This is a genomic window from Oerskovia sp. NPDC057915 (assembly GCF_042887685.1).
In the GTDB taxonomy this organism is placed as follows: Bacteria; Actinomycetota; Actinomycetes; order Actinomycetales; family Cellulomonadaceae; genus Oerskovia.
Genome location: NZ_JBHVOS010000037.1, coordinates 4,755 through 20,366 on the forward strand (window position 1 = coordinate 4,755; position 15,612 = coordinate 20,366).

Here is a 15,612-nt window from a genome sequence, read left to right on the forward strand (position 1 = left end):
AAAAATATTTTTCGGGGGCCTGGTTATTTTTTTTAACTCCCCCGGCCCCCCGCGGCCCCCCGGGGGGGGGGGGCCCCCCCCCCCCGCGCCCCCGCCCGCCGCGCCACGTCCGCTGCCCGCCCGGCCGCGCCACACCTCTCGCAAACACTCCTCCTGCGCTTGAATGGGTGCACCGACCTGCACCGAGGAGCACGCATGCCCCGCTCGACCTCTCTGTCCCGCACCTCCGCCCCACCCTGGGCGGAGACCGTCGCCTCCTGGGCGGGGAGGATCGTGCAGGCCGTGGCCTTCTGGCTCGTGCTCGCGCTGGTCCTGCTGCTGTTCGCACCGGGATTCGTGCGGACGGTGAGCGACTGGCTGGCGGTCCTGAACATCCCCACGTTCCCGAGCGTCTTCTCCGTCGTCCTGGTCGGCGTGATCGCGAGCGGCCTGCTGCGGCGCCAGCGCGCGGCCCTGTGGTTCGTCGTGATCGTGTGGCAGTTCCCGGTCGCGGTGCTGGGGCTCGCGGTGGGCCTGCTGTGGGTCTTCGACGAGGACAAGCAGGCGCTGCGCTCCGACGGACTGGTCCTGTCCCCGTTGGAGATCGCGTCGTGGATCGTCGCCGTCGCTGCCGTGGTCCTGCTGATCGCGGCCCGGTCGGCGTTCCCGGCCCGGGTCAGCAAGGGCGCATGGTGGCGGGCGATCCTCGTGCTCGTGGGCGGCGTCGCGGTGTCCGCCTTCCTGACCCTCCTCCTGCTGGAGGTCTTCCCCCACACCCTGCACGGGATGCGCAACCGGGTGAACTGGAGCCTGTCGGTCGCGCTCGGCCTCAAGCCCAGCGACTACCCGCTGCACGCCGACGGCTCGGGGCCGGGGTGGCTGGCCCTGGTCGCGGGTCTGATCTCGGCGCTCGCCCTGGTGCTCGCGATCGCGGTCTTCATGCGCTCGGCCCCGCACGACGCCAAGGTCGAGGCGGCCGACGAGCTCGCCGTGCGCAAGCTCCTGCTCGAGCACCCCAGCGACGACTCTCTCGGGTACTTCGCGACGCGCTGGGACCGCAGCGCGATCTTCTCCCAGGACCAGCGGGCGGCCGTGACCTACCGGGTCATCTCGGGCGTGTGCCTGGCCGCGGGCGACCCGATCGGCGACAAGGCGAGCTGGCCCGACGCGATCGAGCAGTGGCGCGCGCACGCCCGGCGCTTCGGCTGGGTCCCCGCGGTGCTGTCGACGAGCGAGGTGGGCGCCAAGGCGTTCCAGGCCGTGGACCTGCACCCGATCGCGCTGGGTGACGAGGCGATCATCAACACGCGGACGTTCACGCTCGACGGTCCGGCGATGCGGTCGGTGCGTCACGCCGTCGCTCGCCCCGAGCGCGAGGGGTACCGGGTCCTGGTCCGCCGTCAGGCGGACATCCCCGCCGACGAGCTCGCAGCCCTGGTCGCCGCGGCGGACGAGTGGCGCCACGGCGAGGAGCGCGGCTTCTCGATGTCGTTGAGCCGCCTCGGGGACCCCGCGGACCCGCGCGAGATGATCGTCTCCGCGCACGCCGCCGACGGGACCCCGCGGGGCCTCCTGTCGTTCGTGCCCTGGGGCCGGCGTGGTCTGTCGCTCGACGTGATGCGCCGCCACCCGCAGGCCGTCAGCGGGGTCACCGAGCTCATGGTGACCGAGCTCGTCGCCGCCGGGCGAGGCATGGGCATCGACCGCATCTCGATGAACTTCGCGATGTTCCGCGGTTCGTTCGAGCAGGGGGCGCGCATCGGCGCGACCCCGATCCAGCGCTTCAACCGCCGCATGCTGCTGATCGCGTCGCGGTTCTGGCAGCTCGACTCGTTGTACAAGTCGAACGAGAAGTACCTGCCGGACTGGAAGCCGCGCCTGCTGTGCTTCCAGAACGCGGGCCAGCTCACGCAGGTCATCTTCGCGGTGGGACAGGCCGAGGGATTCCTGCCCAGCACCCCGAACCTGTTCCACCGCCGCGACCGCTCGCCCGACCTGCACCGCCCCGAGGTCTCCGCGGCGTTCGCCGAGGCCGTGCGCGCCCAGGAGGCGGCGCTGCTCACGGTCACGGCGCCCACGCGTCGCCTGACCGAGCAGCAGGCCACGCGGCACGCCAAGCTCGACGTGCTGCGCGCGGCGGGCATGGAGCCCTACCCCGTCTCCGTCCCGCGCACGGTCTCGATCGCGGAGGCAGCACGCCGAGGCGCGTCGCTCGGCCGGGCGCAGTCCCCCTCAGGTCCCGACGGCGCCGCGACACCCGGGGAGAGCCCCGCACCGGGCGACGTGGCCACCCAGGGCGACCTGTCCGTCGTCGGGCGCGTGGTACGCCTGCGGGACCACGGCGGCGTGATCTTCGCCGACCTGCGCGAGGGCGTCGACGAGATCCAGGTCATGTTCACGGCCGACCGGCCCGGGCCCGACCTCGGGCTCTGGCGCCGCGCGGTCGACCTGGGCGACCAGGTGAGCGTCACGGGAGACCTGACCCGCAGCCGCCGCGGCGAGCCGTCCCTGCACGCGGACGCGTGGCAGATGGCGTCCAAGGCCCTCACCTCGCCGCCCGACAAGCACCGCGGTCTCGCCGACGCCGAGGCGAAGGTGCGGCTCAAGCACATGGAGCTCGCGCTCGACACCCGGACGGCGCAGATCCTGCGCGGACGCAGCGCAGCCGTGAGGTCGCTGCGCGACTCGCTCGCGGCCCGCGACTTCATCGAGGTCGAGACCCCGATCCTGCAGCGCGTGCACGGCGGGGCGAACGCCCGGCCGTTCACGACGCACATCAACGCGTACGACCTCGACCTGTACCTCCGCATCGCACCCGAGCTGTTCCTCAAGCGGCTCGCGATCGGCGGTGTCGGGCGGGTCTTCGAGCTGGGCCGCAACTTCCGCAACGAGGGCGTCGACGCGACCCACAACCCCGAGTTCACGTCGCTCGAGGCCTATCAGGCGTACGGCGACTACACGACGATGCGCGAGCTCACGCGCGACCTCATCGTCGAGGCCGCGATCGCCGTGCACGGCGAGCCGATCTCCCGCCGGGCCGACGGGACCGTGGTCCGGCTCGACGGCGAGTGGCCCGTGCGCACCGTGCACGGGGCCGTGTCCGAGGCCGTGGGCCAGGAGGTCACCCCGGACACCCCGATGTCCACGCTCCAGGCGATCTGCGAGGAGAAGGGCGTCCACTTCACCCCGGACATGACGCACGGGGCGATCGTGACCGAGCTCTACGACGCGTTCGTCGAGGGGCAGACCGTCGAGCCGACGTTCTACACCGACTTCCCCCTCGAGACCTCACCCCTGACGCGCACCCACCGCCGCGACCCGCGCCTGGCCGAGCGGTGGGACCTCGTCGCGTTCGGCGCCGAGCTGGGCACCGCGTACTCGGAGCTGATCGACCCCGTGGACCAGCGCGACCGCCTCACGCAGCAGTCCCTGCTCGCCGCAGCGGGCGACCCCGAGGCCATGGAGGTCGACGAGGACTTCCTGTCCGCCCTGGAGTTCGCGATGCCACCCACGGGCGGTCTCGGGATCGGCGTGGACCGCGTCTACATGATGCTCATCGGGGCGAGCATCCGCGAGACGCTCGCGTTCCCGTTCGTGAGGCCCTCGGGTCGGGGCTGACCCGTCCCCGTCCCGGGGTTCCGGTCAGCGCGCGGCGGCGCGCCGGAACCCCGCGCCGAGCAGCATCCCGGGAGCGAGCGAGACCAGCACGGCCCCGACCGCACCAACCATGACGTACCGGACTCTCGTCGTCGAGCGGCGCGACGGGACGAGGGCGGGACCACCGCAGGATCCGACGAGTTTTCCGCAGCACCGTGCGGCCCCGGTCGCATCGGGGACCGACGGGGTTCCGCGCATCGATAACGAACGAGTAACGTAGGCCGCGATCGGGCGCACGACGGACGGCAACGACCACTGGCTCCCGCACCACGAAGTCAGTGCCGACCTCCACCCGGAGGCCGTCCCCGAGCACAGGAGTCCCGTCAGGTGGAAGCGTCCGCACCGGTCCAGCAGCGCTCGCACGGCGCCGCACCGACCCCCACGCGGCGTCAACGTCAGGCCGAGCTCCGCGCGCGAGAGCTCGCCGCGGCCGGACTCGAGGGACGCCCCCACGTCGACCACCTGCAGGTCGAGCACCGGCACACCAGCACCGCGCGCCCCGCGACGTTCGCCGTGCCGCAGGCCTCGGTCGAGGACCGCCCGACGCCGTCCCGCCCGTTCCCCGTGCCGACGGCGGCGACTCCCGTGACGGCCCCGGCCCCGCTGGCGGCAGCACCGGCAGCGGCCGTCGCCGCAGCCCCTCGCACCTCTCCGTTCCCGCCGACCGGCATCCTGCGCGCGGCTCCCGAGCCGGCCGCCCCGATCCGGACGCCGTCGGGTGAGATCCCCGTCGTCCTGGTCCCTGCCCCGACGCCGCTCCGCTCGACGCCCACGCCGGTCGTCGCCGCCGGTGGCGAGGACGCGCAGGCGGCCTCGCTCACCGACCCGGTCTTCCCGCCGCTCAGCCGTCGCGAGCGCAAGTCGGGCGCCCCGGCGACCGGGGCCACCCCGGTCGCACCGGCGACACCGGCCCGGGGCACGCTGTTCGGCTCACGGCTCGTGGCACGCGCCGCGACGGGTGCCGCCTTCGTCGGCGCCCTGGCCTGCGTGCCCATGATCATCCCCGGCACCGCGTCGGGCGACCTCGCCCCCGGTGGGCAGCAGGCCGACCTCGCGGACGACGAGGGCGGGAGCACCACCACGCTCGCCAACACCGCCGAGGACGACATGATCGCCAAGGCCGAGGCCCTCCTGGCGCGCGCCGAGGCCTCCTCGGCCTCCACGCACGAGCTCGAGACCGCGCGTGCCGAGCTCACAGCCCTCAAGGACCAGATCCTCGCCGAGCGCAGCGAGGGCTCGCAGCGTGCGTCACGCTCGAACGAGCGCACGTCCCTCGCGGACAGCACCGAGGTCGCCGACACGACGGTCGCCCAGGGCGAGGGGGCGACCGGACCGCTCACGGCAGCAGACCTCGGCCAGGCGATGAACAACGTGGCGATGCAGCTCAACGACTTCGGCGAGCCGTCCCAGTCGGTCGTCACGCCGGCCCCCGCGACCCCGGCCGAGCTCGCGGCCGATCGCCGGAACCGTGCAGCGACCCTGCTCGACCAGTGCGGGTCCGCCAACTTCTCCAACGGCAAGATCCCGGCGTCGGCCCTCACGTCTCTGTCGTTCGCCCCGAGCCAGTCCCTGCGCTGCGACGCGGCCGCGATGCTCGAGGAGCTGTCCGACGCCTACGCGCAGCGGTTCGGCACGTCGATCCCGTTGACGGACACGTACCGCTCCTACTCGGAGCAGGTCTCGACCCGGGCCGCGAAGCCTGGCCTCGCCGCCGTCCCCGGGACGTCGAACCACGGCTGGGGTCTCGCGATCGATCTCGCAGCCCCGGCGTCGAGCCCCGGTTCGGCCCAGTACAAGTGGCTGCGCGCCAACGCCCCGCTGTACGGGTGGGACAACCCCGCGTGGGCTCGCCCCAACGGGTCCAAGCCCGAGCCCTGGCACTTCGAGTACGCGGCCGGCTGGTAGCCGACACCTCTCAGCGGAACGCCGCGTCCGCGTCAGGAGCGAGCGCCCCGTCGGGGACCTCTCCTCGCAGGACCTGCGCGACGACGTCGGGCCTCGTGAGCGGGAACATGTGCCCTTCGCCCGGGAGCCCGTAGACGCTCGCACCGAGGCGTGCCCCGAGCTCGCGCTCCTCCCGCAGGAACGGGCCCTGCCCGCGGCTCCCCCACCCGACGAGCTGGACCGGGCGGACCGCGAGACGGTCGAGGGCGTCGGAGCGGTCCGCGAACAGGGCAGTGACGCGTTCGGCCTGCGACCAGCTCTGCTCGTACTGCCCCACCAGGAGTCGCCACGCCTCGGGCGTGCCGTAGCGGTGGGCGGCCTCGTCGTCGGGCATGGGGTCGGGGCGGTGCGTCCCGTCGTACCAGGCCCGACGGCGCAGCGCGGGCCCGCGCCTCGTCACCGCCCCGCAGCGCGAGAGCAGGGTGCCGCCCGCGTGGAGCAGCCTCTCCGCGAACAGCGTCGCCCCGACCGGGGCGGGCCGCTCCGGTCGCCGCGGCAGGAACGGGGCCGTCGGGTCGAGGAGCACGACCGCCCCGAGCTCCTCGGGATGGGTCAGCGCCCACTCGATCGCGGCGAGCCCCCCGACGCTGTGGCCCACGAGCCCGATGCTCGCGGGGGCGTGCGGTCCGTCCAGGCCGAGGGCCGACCGGATCGCGGCGACGGGCGCGGTGACCGCCGTCTCCCACGAGTCGAGCACGAGCACGGTCGCGGCCGGGAACTGCTCCCGCACGACGCTCGCGAGGGGCTGCATGTCGGAAGGGGCGAGCAGGAGCCCGGGCAGGATGACCCACGTGGTGGGGGGCGGGGTCGCCGTCGTCATGGAGCCCAGTTCATCACGCGTTCCTGGGACTCGCCTCGGAGGAGGCTGTGGGTTCGTTCGCCACCTCCGCCGAGCCACCCTCCCGAGGGTGGGCGCTGCGCTGCGGGATCCTCAGGACCTGCACCGCGAGCACCAGGACGACCGAGAACGCGACGATCTGGACGCGCTGCGCGATCCCCGTACCGAGCGGGAGGGGGCTGCCGAACATGCCGATCGTGCCGGTCACGATCCCCAGGACGGGTCCGAGGGAACCCGCGAGGCGGGCCGAGACGCCGAGGGGGGTACGCCGTCGGGCGCGCGCGAGCCACACGATCCCCGCGCTCGCGACGAACGAGCTGATCCCCGACGCGACGCTCGAGAACGTGTGCGCGTGGTGCGCCGCGCTCAGGTGCCCCGCCTCCTCGCGCGCGGCGCAGCTCCCGACGGACAGTGCGCAGTCGAGCGGCAGCAGCGCGTCGGCCATGGTCGCGAGCCCGAACGCCACGAGCGCCCAGAAGGTCACCCGCTGCACGAGGCTCGCGGCCGGCCGACCGGTCGCGCGTCTACGCCGGTGCGCGACGCCCAGGACCGTCAGCCCGGCGACCACGAGCGCGCCCGAGGCGAGATCGGTGCCCCGGAAGAGCGCGGACGTCGGTTGGTCGAGCGCCGCGAGCTCGGACAGGTAGGACCGGGCCGGGTCGAGGGGCCACCCTGCGGCAGCCTCGAGCACGACACCCACGTAGAGGATCCCGGCGAGGGTCAGGAGGACCTGGGCGACGGTGACGAGGCGGCTCGCGGGCTCCGTCCTGGCGGTCTGCGGACGGCTCACGCGACCAGCGCCTGCACGCCGACGACGATGCGCTCGATGCCGAACTCCAGCTCGGCCTCGGCCGAGTACGCGGACTGCTGCACCTCGCCGACCGTCGCACCCACGCGCCCGGCCACGGCGAACGTGCTCATCGCGCTGATCCGTTCGAGGAGCGGGGCGTTCGCGCTCCACCACTCGTCGTCGGTCTGCCCGCTCTCCTCGTGCGCGAGACGGGCCGCGCGGGCCCGGCGCGCCGCGGTGGTCGCCTGCCCGACGACGAGCGTCACGGTCGCGTCCATCGCGACGTCGTCGAGCCCGACGCCCTCGATCGCGCGCAGCTCGACGTCGTACTTGCGGGTCTCCCCCGGCCCCAGGACGGGCCGGGCGAGGTCGATGTCGAGGAGCCACGGGTGCGCCGCGAAGAGGTCCCAGTTGGCGCGGGCCACCGACCGCAGGCGGTCCTGCCACGTGGCTCCCGGTGCCTCGCCCTCGGGGTAGAGCTCGCCGTAGGCACGGTCGACGACCAGGTCCACGAGGTCGTCCTTGTTCTGGACGTAGGTGTAGAGCGACATCGTGCCGATCCCGAGCTCGGCGGCCACTTTGCGCATGGACAGCCCGGCCAGCGCACCCTCCGCGTCCGCGAGCCCGACGGCAGCACGCGCCACCTCGTCGGGCGTCCGGGACTGCTGGGGTCCTCTCGCGCCACGATCGGCGTGCAGGCCCCACAGCAGCGCCAGGGTGCGCGCGGGGTCGCGGGTGGTCGCGGGGGACGTCGGGGTCGGCACGGGCTGCCTCCTCGTGAGCGATCGGGGATCATCGAGAGGGCTCGACGGACGCCCGACCTGTCGGGAATGATCTGCGTACATCGTACGTTGATCGCTCGGACGATCGACGGACGACGCACCAGGAAAGAGGTCCTGTGCCGCGAACAGCGCCACACCCGACGACCGGCTCCCCAGCGGGTGACGCCCCTTCAGGGGTGCTCGACAGGCTGCTCGACGCCTGGGCCGCGGGCGACGGCAGTCCCACCGACGTGTTCTGGGGAGCGGTGTGCGCCGAGACCCTCGGGCACGTCGCAGCCGGACGTCTCGTACCCGTGGTCACCGCGGGCCGCGCGGGCTGGCGGGTCGGCCCGCTCGACGGCACCGCCCTCGACCGCGTGGACGCCCTCGCCGACGCGATGCCCGACGGCGCCGCGGTCCCCGAGGCCCTTCGCGGGACCGGGGCGGACGCGGACGGCGACCTCGACGACAGGACGCCCACCGACGGTCCCTCCCCGCTGCCCGGAGCAGCGCGCACGAGCACGGTGCGACGGGTCATGGATGCCGTCGCCGACGCATGGGTCCGGCGCGCCGCGCCGACCGCGGTGGTGCAGGGTCCCGCCGCTCTGCTGGTCGCCTCGTCGGCCGACGCGACGCCGGACGCGACGCCCGACGACGCGATGCTCGACGACGAGCCGGCAGGGCGCGGGCTCGCCGCGTGGGCCCACGACGCCGCCGCGCTGCTCGACCCTCGTGTCGCCGTGAGCCTCCGGCTCGCTCCCCTGCCGGGGGACGGACCTCTCGCCGGGGGTGACCGGGTTGCTGCCGCGGGTGACCGCGATGCCGCCGAGGGTGACCGGGGTGCTGCCGAGGGTGACCGCGATGCCGCCGAGGGTGACCGGGTTGCTGCCTGGGGTGACGGTACGGCCGCCGACGGCGACCGCGCTACCGCCGACGGTGACCTCGCCGGCCGCGACTGGATCGCGACGGTCGTGGTGCGCGGGCGCGACGCTGCCCGGACGGCGGACGAGCTGTGGGCCGCCGCCCGCACCGACGCCGGTGCCCGCGAGGCCGTCGGGGACGTCCTGGTCCGGCTGCGCGCAGGAGCCCACGCCTGGCCTCCGCTCGACGGGCTGCTCGACCGGCCGGTGCCCGACTCGCTCGTCCTCGCCCCGGCGGACGTGCGCGAGCTGCTCGCCGAGGGCGCGTCGGCTCTGGCCGCGACCGGCATCGGTGTCGAGTGGCCGGCGAGCCTTGCCGGTCAGGTCAGGTCGGTCGCGGTGTTCTCACCGACCGAGGCACCGACGGACGCGATCGGTGCGCTCCCCGCGCTGCTGCGCAACGGCGCGTACGGGAGCTCCTCCGTGCCGAGCTCTCCGATGATGCTCACGCACGAGCTCACCCTCGACGGGGTCCGCCTCACCGCGGCCGAGCGCGAGCACCTGGCGCGTGTCCACGCCGAGGGCCGCTCCGCCGTCGTGCGTCTGCGGGGGCGATGGGTCCTCGCCGACCCGGCCGCGGCGCAGGCAGCCTCGCGACGCGCGGCCCAGCCCGTCACCGCGCTCGACGCCGTCTCCGCGGCACTCACGGGCGTCGCCCGCGTGGGCGACCAGGACCTGGTCGTGACACCGACCCCGTGGCTCGACCGGCTCCGCGCCGAGCTCGACGACCCCACCCCGGCGCGCGACGTCGTCGTGCCGGACGGACTGAATGCCTCGCTGCGCGAGTATCAGCTCGACGGCCTGCGCTGGCTCGCGCGGCTGACCGGGCTGGGGCTCGGCGCATGCCTCGCCGACGACATGGGCCTCGGCAAGACGATCACACTCATCGCGCTGCACCTGCACCGCTCCCGCCCCGACGACGCCACGCCGCCGTCGGTGGTCGGCACGGGTACGGGGCCCACCCTGGTCGTGTGCCCGGCCTCGCTCCTGGGCAACTGGGAGCAGGAGATCCGCCGGTTCGCGCCCGGGGTCGCGGTGCGCCGCTTCCATGGCGCGTCGCGCGACCTGCGCGGGGTCGACGCCGGGTTCGTGCTGACGACCTACGGGACGGTCCTGTCGGACGCCTCGCGGAGTGCACCCGTGCTCGGTGCGCACCGCTGGGGTCTCCTGGTCGCGGACGAGGCGCAGCACGTCAAGAACCCCGCGTCCGCCACCGCGAGGGCGCTGCGCACGATCCCCGCCGACGCGCGCGTCGCGCTGTCCGGGACGCCCGTCGAGAACAACCTCACCGAGCTGTGGGCCGTGATGGACTGGCTCAACCCCGGCCTCCTGGGCACGCGCGGGCAGTTCCGGCGGCGGTGGGCCGACCCGATCGAGGGGACCCGGGACCCGGTCCTCGCCGAGCGCCTCTCGCGCCTGGTCCGGCCGTTCCTGCTGCGTCGGCGCAAGTCCGACCCGGGGATCGCGCCGGAGCTGCCGCCCAAGACCGTGACCGACCAGGTGGTGCCGCTCACGGCCGAGCAGGTCGGGCTCTACGAGGGCGCCGTGCGATCGGCTCTCGAGGAGATCGACCGGGCCGAGGGCATGGGGCGCCGCGCCATGATCGGCGGCCTGCTCACGCACCTCAAGCAGATCTGCAACCACCCGGCGCAGTACCTGCACGAGGAGGAACCTCGGCTGTCGGGGCGGTCGGGCAAGCTCGACGCCTTCACCGAGCTCGTCACGACCGTCCGGGCCGAGGAGGGCGCGATCCTCGTGTTCACGCAGTACGTCGCGATGGCCCGGCTCCTCGAGGCTCACCTCGCACGGCGCGGCGTACCGACGATGCTGCTGCACGGCGGGACCCCCGTGGCCCAGCGCGAGCAGATGGTCGCGCGCTTCCAGGCGACCGAGGGGATACCGCCCGTGTTCCTGCTCTCGCTCAAGGCCGCGGGGACCGGGCTCAACCTCACCCGTGCCGACCACGTCGTCCACTTCGACCGTTGGTGGAACCCCGCCGTCGAGGAGCAGGCGACCGACCGGGCCTACCGGATCGGGCAGACACGACCCGTCCAGGTGCACCGGCTGACCAGCGAGGGAACCATCGAGGAGCACATCGCCCGCATGATCGAGTCGAAGAGGGAGCTTGCCGACGCCGTCCTGGGCGCCGGAGGTGTCGAGGGTGCGATCTCGGAGCTGAGCACCGCGGACCTCGCCGAGCTGGTGTCGCTGCGGGGAGCCGAGGGTGACGTGCTGGGCGCCGAGGGTGACCGCCGAACGCCCGGCGGCGACGAGAGGAGGCGCTCGTGAGCGCCGTGGGATTCCCCGCCTTCCCTCCGACGGGCACCGCGACCAAGGGGGCCGTCCGCCGTGGCCAGTCGTGGTGGGCCCGCGCCTGGGTCCGCGCGATGGAGGAGTTCGCCCTGGACGCGGGGCCGCTCAAGAAGGGTCGCGCCTACGCCCGGACGGGGCGCGTGGGCTCGATCACGGTCAGCCCGGGAGCCGTCCAGGCGCGTGTACAGGATGACGATGGCGAGATGTACCACACGGTCGTCTCGCTCGAACCGCTGACCGACGACGAGTGGGACCGCTTCCTGCGCACCCTCGCGTCGCGGTCCGGGCGGCTGGCCGCCCTGCTCACGGGCGAGATGCCCCGCGACGTCGTGGCCGCCGCGGTCGACGCCGACGTCACGCTGCTCCCGGGGGTCGGCGACCTCGAACCCGAGTGCGACTGCCCCACCTGGGACCTCCCCTGCCTGCACGCGGCAGCGCTCAGCTACCAGGCCGGCTGGCTGCTCGACGCCGACCCGTTCGTGCTCTTCCTCCTGCGCGGCCGGTCCCGGGAGCAGGTCCTCGACGCGCTGCGCGGGCTCTCGTCACCTGACCCGGCTGCCGGACCGTCGAAGCCGCCGACAGGCACCACGCCTGACCCGGCCACCGCCCCGGTGACCGGCGCAGAGGCGGACGCTGCGCAGTCGGGCGTGCGGGTCCTCGGCGAGCTGCCCCCGCCGCCCGACGTCCCCGAGCCCCCGGCGGCCACCGACCTGCTGCCCGGCGTGCCGGACCGGACGACTGAGGGAACGCCCGTCGACCTCGCCGGCCTGCGGGCCGTGCTGGCCGCCGCCGCCCTGTCGGCCGCCGATCGACTCACCGCGCTGGACCGCTGACGGCGCCAGCCACCGTTGACGAGGCCCGCCGCGGCGGCGAGGCTCAGCCCGAGCTCGGCTCCGTGCGCTCGAGCAGGACCATGACCTCGTAGTGCGTGGTCTGCGGGAACATGTCCAGCACGCGGCCCCGCACGGGGCGCAGCGACGGCATGGCCGCGAGGTCACGGGCCAGCGACACCGCGTTGCAGCTCGAGTAGACGACCTGCTGCACGGTCGAGGACTCGAGCCAGCCCGCGAGCTCGGCGCCGATCCCGCGCCGCGGCGGGTTCACGATCACGAGGTCCGGGGCCCGCTGGGCCGCGAGCGCGAACGCCGTGGCGTCACCGGCCGCGAACGTTACGTCGTCGAGCCCGGCCTGGGCCGCGCTGCGCTCGGCGCTCACGATCGCCTCGCGGCTGGACTCGATCCCGACCACCCGACGGCCGGGCGTCGCGCAGTGGAGCGCGAAGCCGCCCACGCCGCAGTACAGGTCCCAGACGCTGCCCGGCGCAGCCTCGTCGACCCACTCCCGCCCCTGGCGGTACAGCGCCGCCGCGACCTCGGTGTTGGTCTGGAAGAAGCTCTGCTGACGCAGGTGCATCTCGATCCCGTTGACCCGCATGGTCAGCGTGTCGGCCTCGGTCAGCAGGATCTCCTGCTCGCCCTCGAGCGCGGCCTTGTGCTCGGGCAGGATGTTGACCGACACGACGCGAGCCTGCGGCAGTGCCTTGAGCAGGCTCGGCAGGTGCTTCCGGAGGCGTGAGACCGGCTCCTGCGAGCGCAGCACGAAGCGCACCATGAGCTCGCCGTCCGGGGACTGCGTGACCAGCAGGTTCTTGAGCTCGCCGCGCCGGGTGGTCACGTCGTAGGGCGTGACGCCCGCCCGGGTGACGAAGTCCGCGAGGACGGGGAAGACGGCCTGGAGGTCGGCCGGGTAGAGGCCGCAGTCCTGGAGGTCGACGCCGCGTCCGCCCGCGTCGAGGATGCCGAGCGTCGGGCGCTCGACCGTGCCGCCCACGACCATCTTGGCCTTGTTGCGGAAGCCCGACTCGCGGCTCGCCACCGGTCGCTCCCACCGCAGGTCGGTGTGCGCCGCGAGGAGCTCGCCGGCGTGCCGCTGCTTGTCGGCGAGCTGCGCGGCGTAGCCCTGGCCCATGAGGGTGCACGAACGGCACTCGTGGGCGTCGAAGTGGGGGCACTGCATTCCCCCGATCCTACGGGGCGGGCCTGGGAGGGACGGCCTCGGCCGAGCGGCTACGGCTTCTCGCCGATCACGACCGTCGCCCCGAGCTCGTCGTCGGTCTCGACGCGCGCGACGAGGCCCGCACGCTCGAAGAGCCCGACCGCGACGGGCACCTGCCGCTCGCTCGTCTCGATCAGGAGGTGGCCGCCCGGGGCCAACCAGGTCGCCGCGTCGGCGGCCACGCGACGGTGCACGTCGAGGCCGTCGTGTCCGCCGTCGAGCGCGACTCGGGCCTCGTGGACCCTCGCCTCGGGCGGCATGGTCTCGATCGCGTCGGTCGGGACGTACGGGGCGTTGACGACGAGGATGTCGACGAGCCCGCGCAGCCGCACCGGCAGGGCGTTGTACAAGTCCCCTTCATACACTTGTCCATCAAGGTTCCGGTGGGCGCAGCGCACCGCAGCGGGGTCGATGTCGGCAGCGTGCAGGTCGATGCCCGGGTGCGCCGCGCGCAGCACCGCCCCCAGCGCGCCCGTGCCGCAGCACAGGTCGACGACCGTCGCGTGCTCCCCCGTGAGCCCGCTCGCGAGCGACGCCAGGGCCTCGGTGCGCCGTCGCGGCACGAACACCGTGGGCTCGACGAGGATGCGCAGCCCGCAGAACTCCGCCCAGCCGACCACCTGCTCCAGGGGCAGCCCCGCCACCCGGCTCGCCACCATGGCGTCCAGCTCGGCCGGGGACGTCGCGGCCGCGAGGAGGAGGGCCGCCTCTTCCTCGGCGAACACGCACCCTGCGGCACGCAGGACGGACACGACGTCTGAGGGGCTCATGGCGGGACTCACGCTACTACCCGGCCCCGCGCACGGCCGGGCGACCCGGCGAGCGACGTCGCGTACGGGCGGACAATGGACCCATGCCCGACGACGCAGCCCCCGCCCCCGCCCGCCCCACCTCTCCCGTGGCCGCCGCTCAACAGGGCCCGTCCCCGCAGGGCCCGTCCCCGCAGGCGCGTGCCCACGCGGAGGACCTCGCGCGATTCGTCGAGGCATCCCCCTCGTCGTTCCACGCGGCCCACGAGGTAGCGCGCCGCGCCGTCGAGGCAGGGTTCACGCTGCTCGACGAGGCCGACGCCTGGCCGCACCCGACCGCCGGTGGCCGCTACGTCGTCGTGCGGGACGGCGCCGTCATCGCGTGGGTCGCTCCCGCCGGTGCGGGCCCGACGACACCCTTCGCGATCCTCGGTGCGCACACCGACTCCCCCGGCTTCAAGCTCAAGCCCAGGCCGACCACGGGTCGCGAGGGCTGGTGGCAGGCCGGCGTCGAGGTCTACGGCGGGCCCCTGCTCAACTCGTGGCTCGACCGCGAGCTCGAGCTCGCCGGACGGCTCGTGACCCTCGACGGCCGCAGCCACCTCGTGCGCACCGGACCCCTGCTGCGCATCCCGCAGCTTGCGATCCACCTCGACCGCGCCGCGAACGACGGCCTGAAGCTCGACAAGCAGCGCCACACCCAGCCCGTGTGGGGCCTCGGTGCGCCCGGCGCGCCCGACGCCGACCTCCTCGCGCTCCTCGCCGAGCACGCAGGCGTCCGGGCCGCGGAGGTCGGTGGGTACGACCTCGTCGTGGCCGACACGCAGGCACCACGGATCTTCGGCGCGCACGAGGAGCTGCTGGCCTCGGGACGGCTCGACAACCTGCTCTCGGTCCATGCCGGGCTCGTCGCGCTGCTGGAGACGGCGGCCGGGGCAGGGGCCCCTGGCGGGACCCCGGACAGTGAGGCGCCGATCGCCGTCCTCGCGGCGTTCGACCACGAGGAGATCGGCAGCGAGACGCGCTCGGGTGCCAGCGGGCCGTTCCTCGCGGACGTCCTGTCGCGCATCAGCGGCGGTTCCGGTGCGAGCGACGAGGACCGGCACCGCGCGCTCGCGGGGTCGCTGTGCGTGTCGAGCGACGTCGGGCACTCGGTCCACCCCAACTACCCGGAGCGTCACGACCCGGCGAACCGCCCCGTGGCGGGCGGTGGGCCCATCCTCAAGATCAACGCCAACCAGCGGTACGCGACCGACGCCCACGGCGCGGCGGCCTGGGCGGCGGCGTGCGCGGCGGCCGGGGTACCGAGCCAGGAATTCGTCTCGGAGAACACGGTGCCGTGCGGGTCGACGATCGGGCCGCTGACCGCGACCCGCCTCGGTATCCGGACGGTCGACGTCGGCGCACCGATCCTCTCGATGCACTCGGCGCGCGAGCTCACGGCCGTCGCGGACCCGTACTACCTGTCCCGCGCGATCGGGCAGGTGTTCGCGGGCTGAGGCCCCTCTCGCCGAGGTAGACCCGTGTGCGCGAGGTAGACCTCCCGGAGGTCTACCTCGCGCACCCGGGTGGACCTCGGCCACGGACCCGCGGTCGGACGTAGGGT

General features: G+C 74.2%; 10 protein-coding genes. 5 read left to right on the plus strand and 5 right to left on the minus strand.

Going from position 1 to position 15,612, the window contains the following annotated elements:
* Positions 1-195 precede the first annotated feature (195 nt).
* Both lysX and ACFVQ3_RS18365 read left to right on the plus strand, forming a co-directional pair.
* A complete protein-coding gene (lysX, locus tag ACFVQ3_RS18360; protein WP_387642174.1) occupies positions 196-3,597 on the plus strand; it encodes a bifunctional lysylphosphatidylglycerol synthetase/lysine--tRNA ligase LysX in 3,402 nt (1,133 codons plus the stop codon).
* A gap of 366 nt (positions 3,598-3,963) precedes the next feature.
* On the plus strand, positions 3,964-5,541 hold the full coding sequence (locus ACFVQ3_RS18365; RefSeq protein WP_387642177.1) for a D-alanyl-D-alanine carboxypeptidase family protein: 1,578 nt from the start codon (positions 3,964-3,966) through the stop codon (positions 5,539-5,541).
* 10 nt (positions 5,542-5,551) lie between these two features.
* On the opposite strand, the gene ACFVQ3_RS18370 is transcribed toward ACFVQ3_RS18365, so the two are convergent.
* Genes ACFVQ3_RS18370 through ACFVQ3_RS18380 form a run of 3 tightly spaced genes read right to left on the minus strand, consistent with a single transcriptional unit; the run spans position 5,552 to position 7,972 of the window.
* On the minus strand, positions 5,552-6,400 hold the full coding sequence (locus tag ACFVQ3_RS18370; RefSeq protein WP_387642179.1) for an alpha/beta fold hydrolase: 849 nt from the start codon (positions 6,398-6,400) through the stop codon (positions 5,552-5,554).
* 13 nt (positions 6,401-6,413) lie between these two features.
* Positions 6,414-7,208: a DUF998 domain-containing protein gene (locus ACFVQ3_RS18375; protein ID WP_387642182.1), complete on the minus strand. Its 795-nt coding sequence runs from the start codon at positions 7,206-7,208 to the stop codon at positions 6,414-6,416.
* On the minus strand, positions 7,205-7,972 hold the full coding sequence (locus tag ACFVQ3_RS18380) for a TetR/AcrR family transcriptional regulator (protein ID WP_387642185.1): 768 nt from the start codon (positions 7,970-7,972) through the stop codon (positions 7,205-7,207). The genes ACFVQ3_RS18375 and ACFVQ3_RS18380 overlap by 4 nt, the downstream gene beginning before the upstream one ends.
* A 194-nt stretch (positions 7,973-8,166) precedes the next feature.
* On the opposite strand from ACFVQ3_RS18380, the gene ACFVQ3_RS18385 reads away from it, so the two are divergent.
* Positions 8,167-11,178 carry an SNF2-related protein gene (locus ACFVQ3_RS18385; protein ID WP_387642188.1) on the plus strand — a complete coding sequence of 1,004 codons (3,012 nt, stop codon included), beginning with the start codon at positions 8,167-8,169 and terminating at the stop codon, positions 11,176-11,178.
* Positions 11,175-12,035, plus strand: a complete 861-nt coding sequence (locus ACFVQ3_RS18390; RefSeq protein WP_387642191.1) for an SWIM zinc finger family protein — start codon at positions 11,175-11,177, stop codon at positions 12,033-12,035. The genes ACFVQ3_RS18385 and ACFVQ3_RS18390 overlap by 4 nt, the downstream gene beginning before the upstream one ends.
* Positions 12,036-12,078: 43 nt before the next feature.
* On the opposite strand, the gene rlmC is transcribed toward ACFVQ3_RS18390, so the two are convergent.
* Together rlmC and ACFVQ3_RS18400 are read right to left on the minus strand one after the other, a co-directional pair.
* On the minus strand, positions 12,079-13,218 hold the full coding sequence (gene rlmC, locus ACFVQ3_RS18395; RefSeq protein WP_387642193.1) for a 23S rRNA (uracil(747)-C(5))-methyltransferase RlmC: 1,140 nt from the start codon (positions 13,216-13,218) through the stop codon (positions 12,079-12,081).
* Positions 13,219-13,268: 50 nt separating this feature from the next.
* Positions 13,269-14,027: a putative protein N(5)-glutamine methyltransferase gene (locus ACFVQ3_RS18400; protein WP_387642196.1), complete on the minus strand. Its 759-nt coding sequence runs from the start codon at positions 14,025-14,027 to the stop codon at positions 13,269-13,271.
* Between the two features lie 83 nt (positions 14,028-14,110).
* On the opposite strand from ACFVQ3_RS18400, the gene ACFVQ3_RS18405 reads away from it, so the two are divergent.
* On the plus strand, positions 14,111-15,505 hold the full coding sequence (locus tag ACFVQ3_RS18405) for a M18 family aminopeptidase (protein WP_387642199.1): 1,395 nt from the start codon (positions 14,111-14,113) through the stop codon (positions 15,503-15,505).
* The last annotated feature ends 107 nt before the right edge of the window (positions 15,506-15,612 follow it).

Coding starts and splice junctions, on each gene's coding strand:
- lysX (WP_387642174.1), top strand. CDS start 196: ATGCCCCGCTCGACCTCTCTGTCCCGCACCTCCGCCCCACCCTGGGCG.
- rlmC (WP_387642193.1), bottom strand. CDS start 13,218: ATGCAGTGCCCCCACTTCGACGCCCACGAGTGCCGTTCGTGCACCCTC.
- ACFVQ3_RS18400 (WP_387642196.1), bottom strand. CDS start 14,027: ATGAGCCCCTCAGACGTCGTGTCCGTCCTGCGTGCCGCAGGGTGCGTG.
- ACFVQ3_RS18370 (WP_387642179.1), bottom strand. CDS start 6,400: ATGACGACGGCGACCCCGCCCCCCACCACGTGGGTCATCCTGCCCGGG.
- ACFVQ3_RS18405 (WP_387642199.1), top strand. CDS start 14,111: ATGCCCGACGACGCAGCCCCCGCCCCCGCCCGCCCCACCTCTCCCGTG.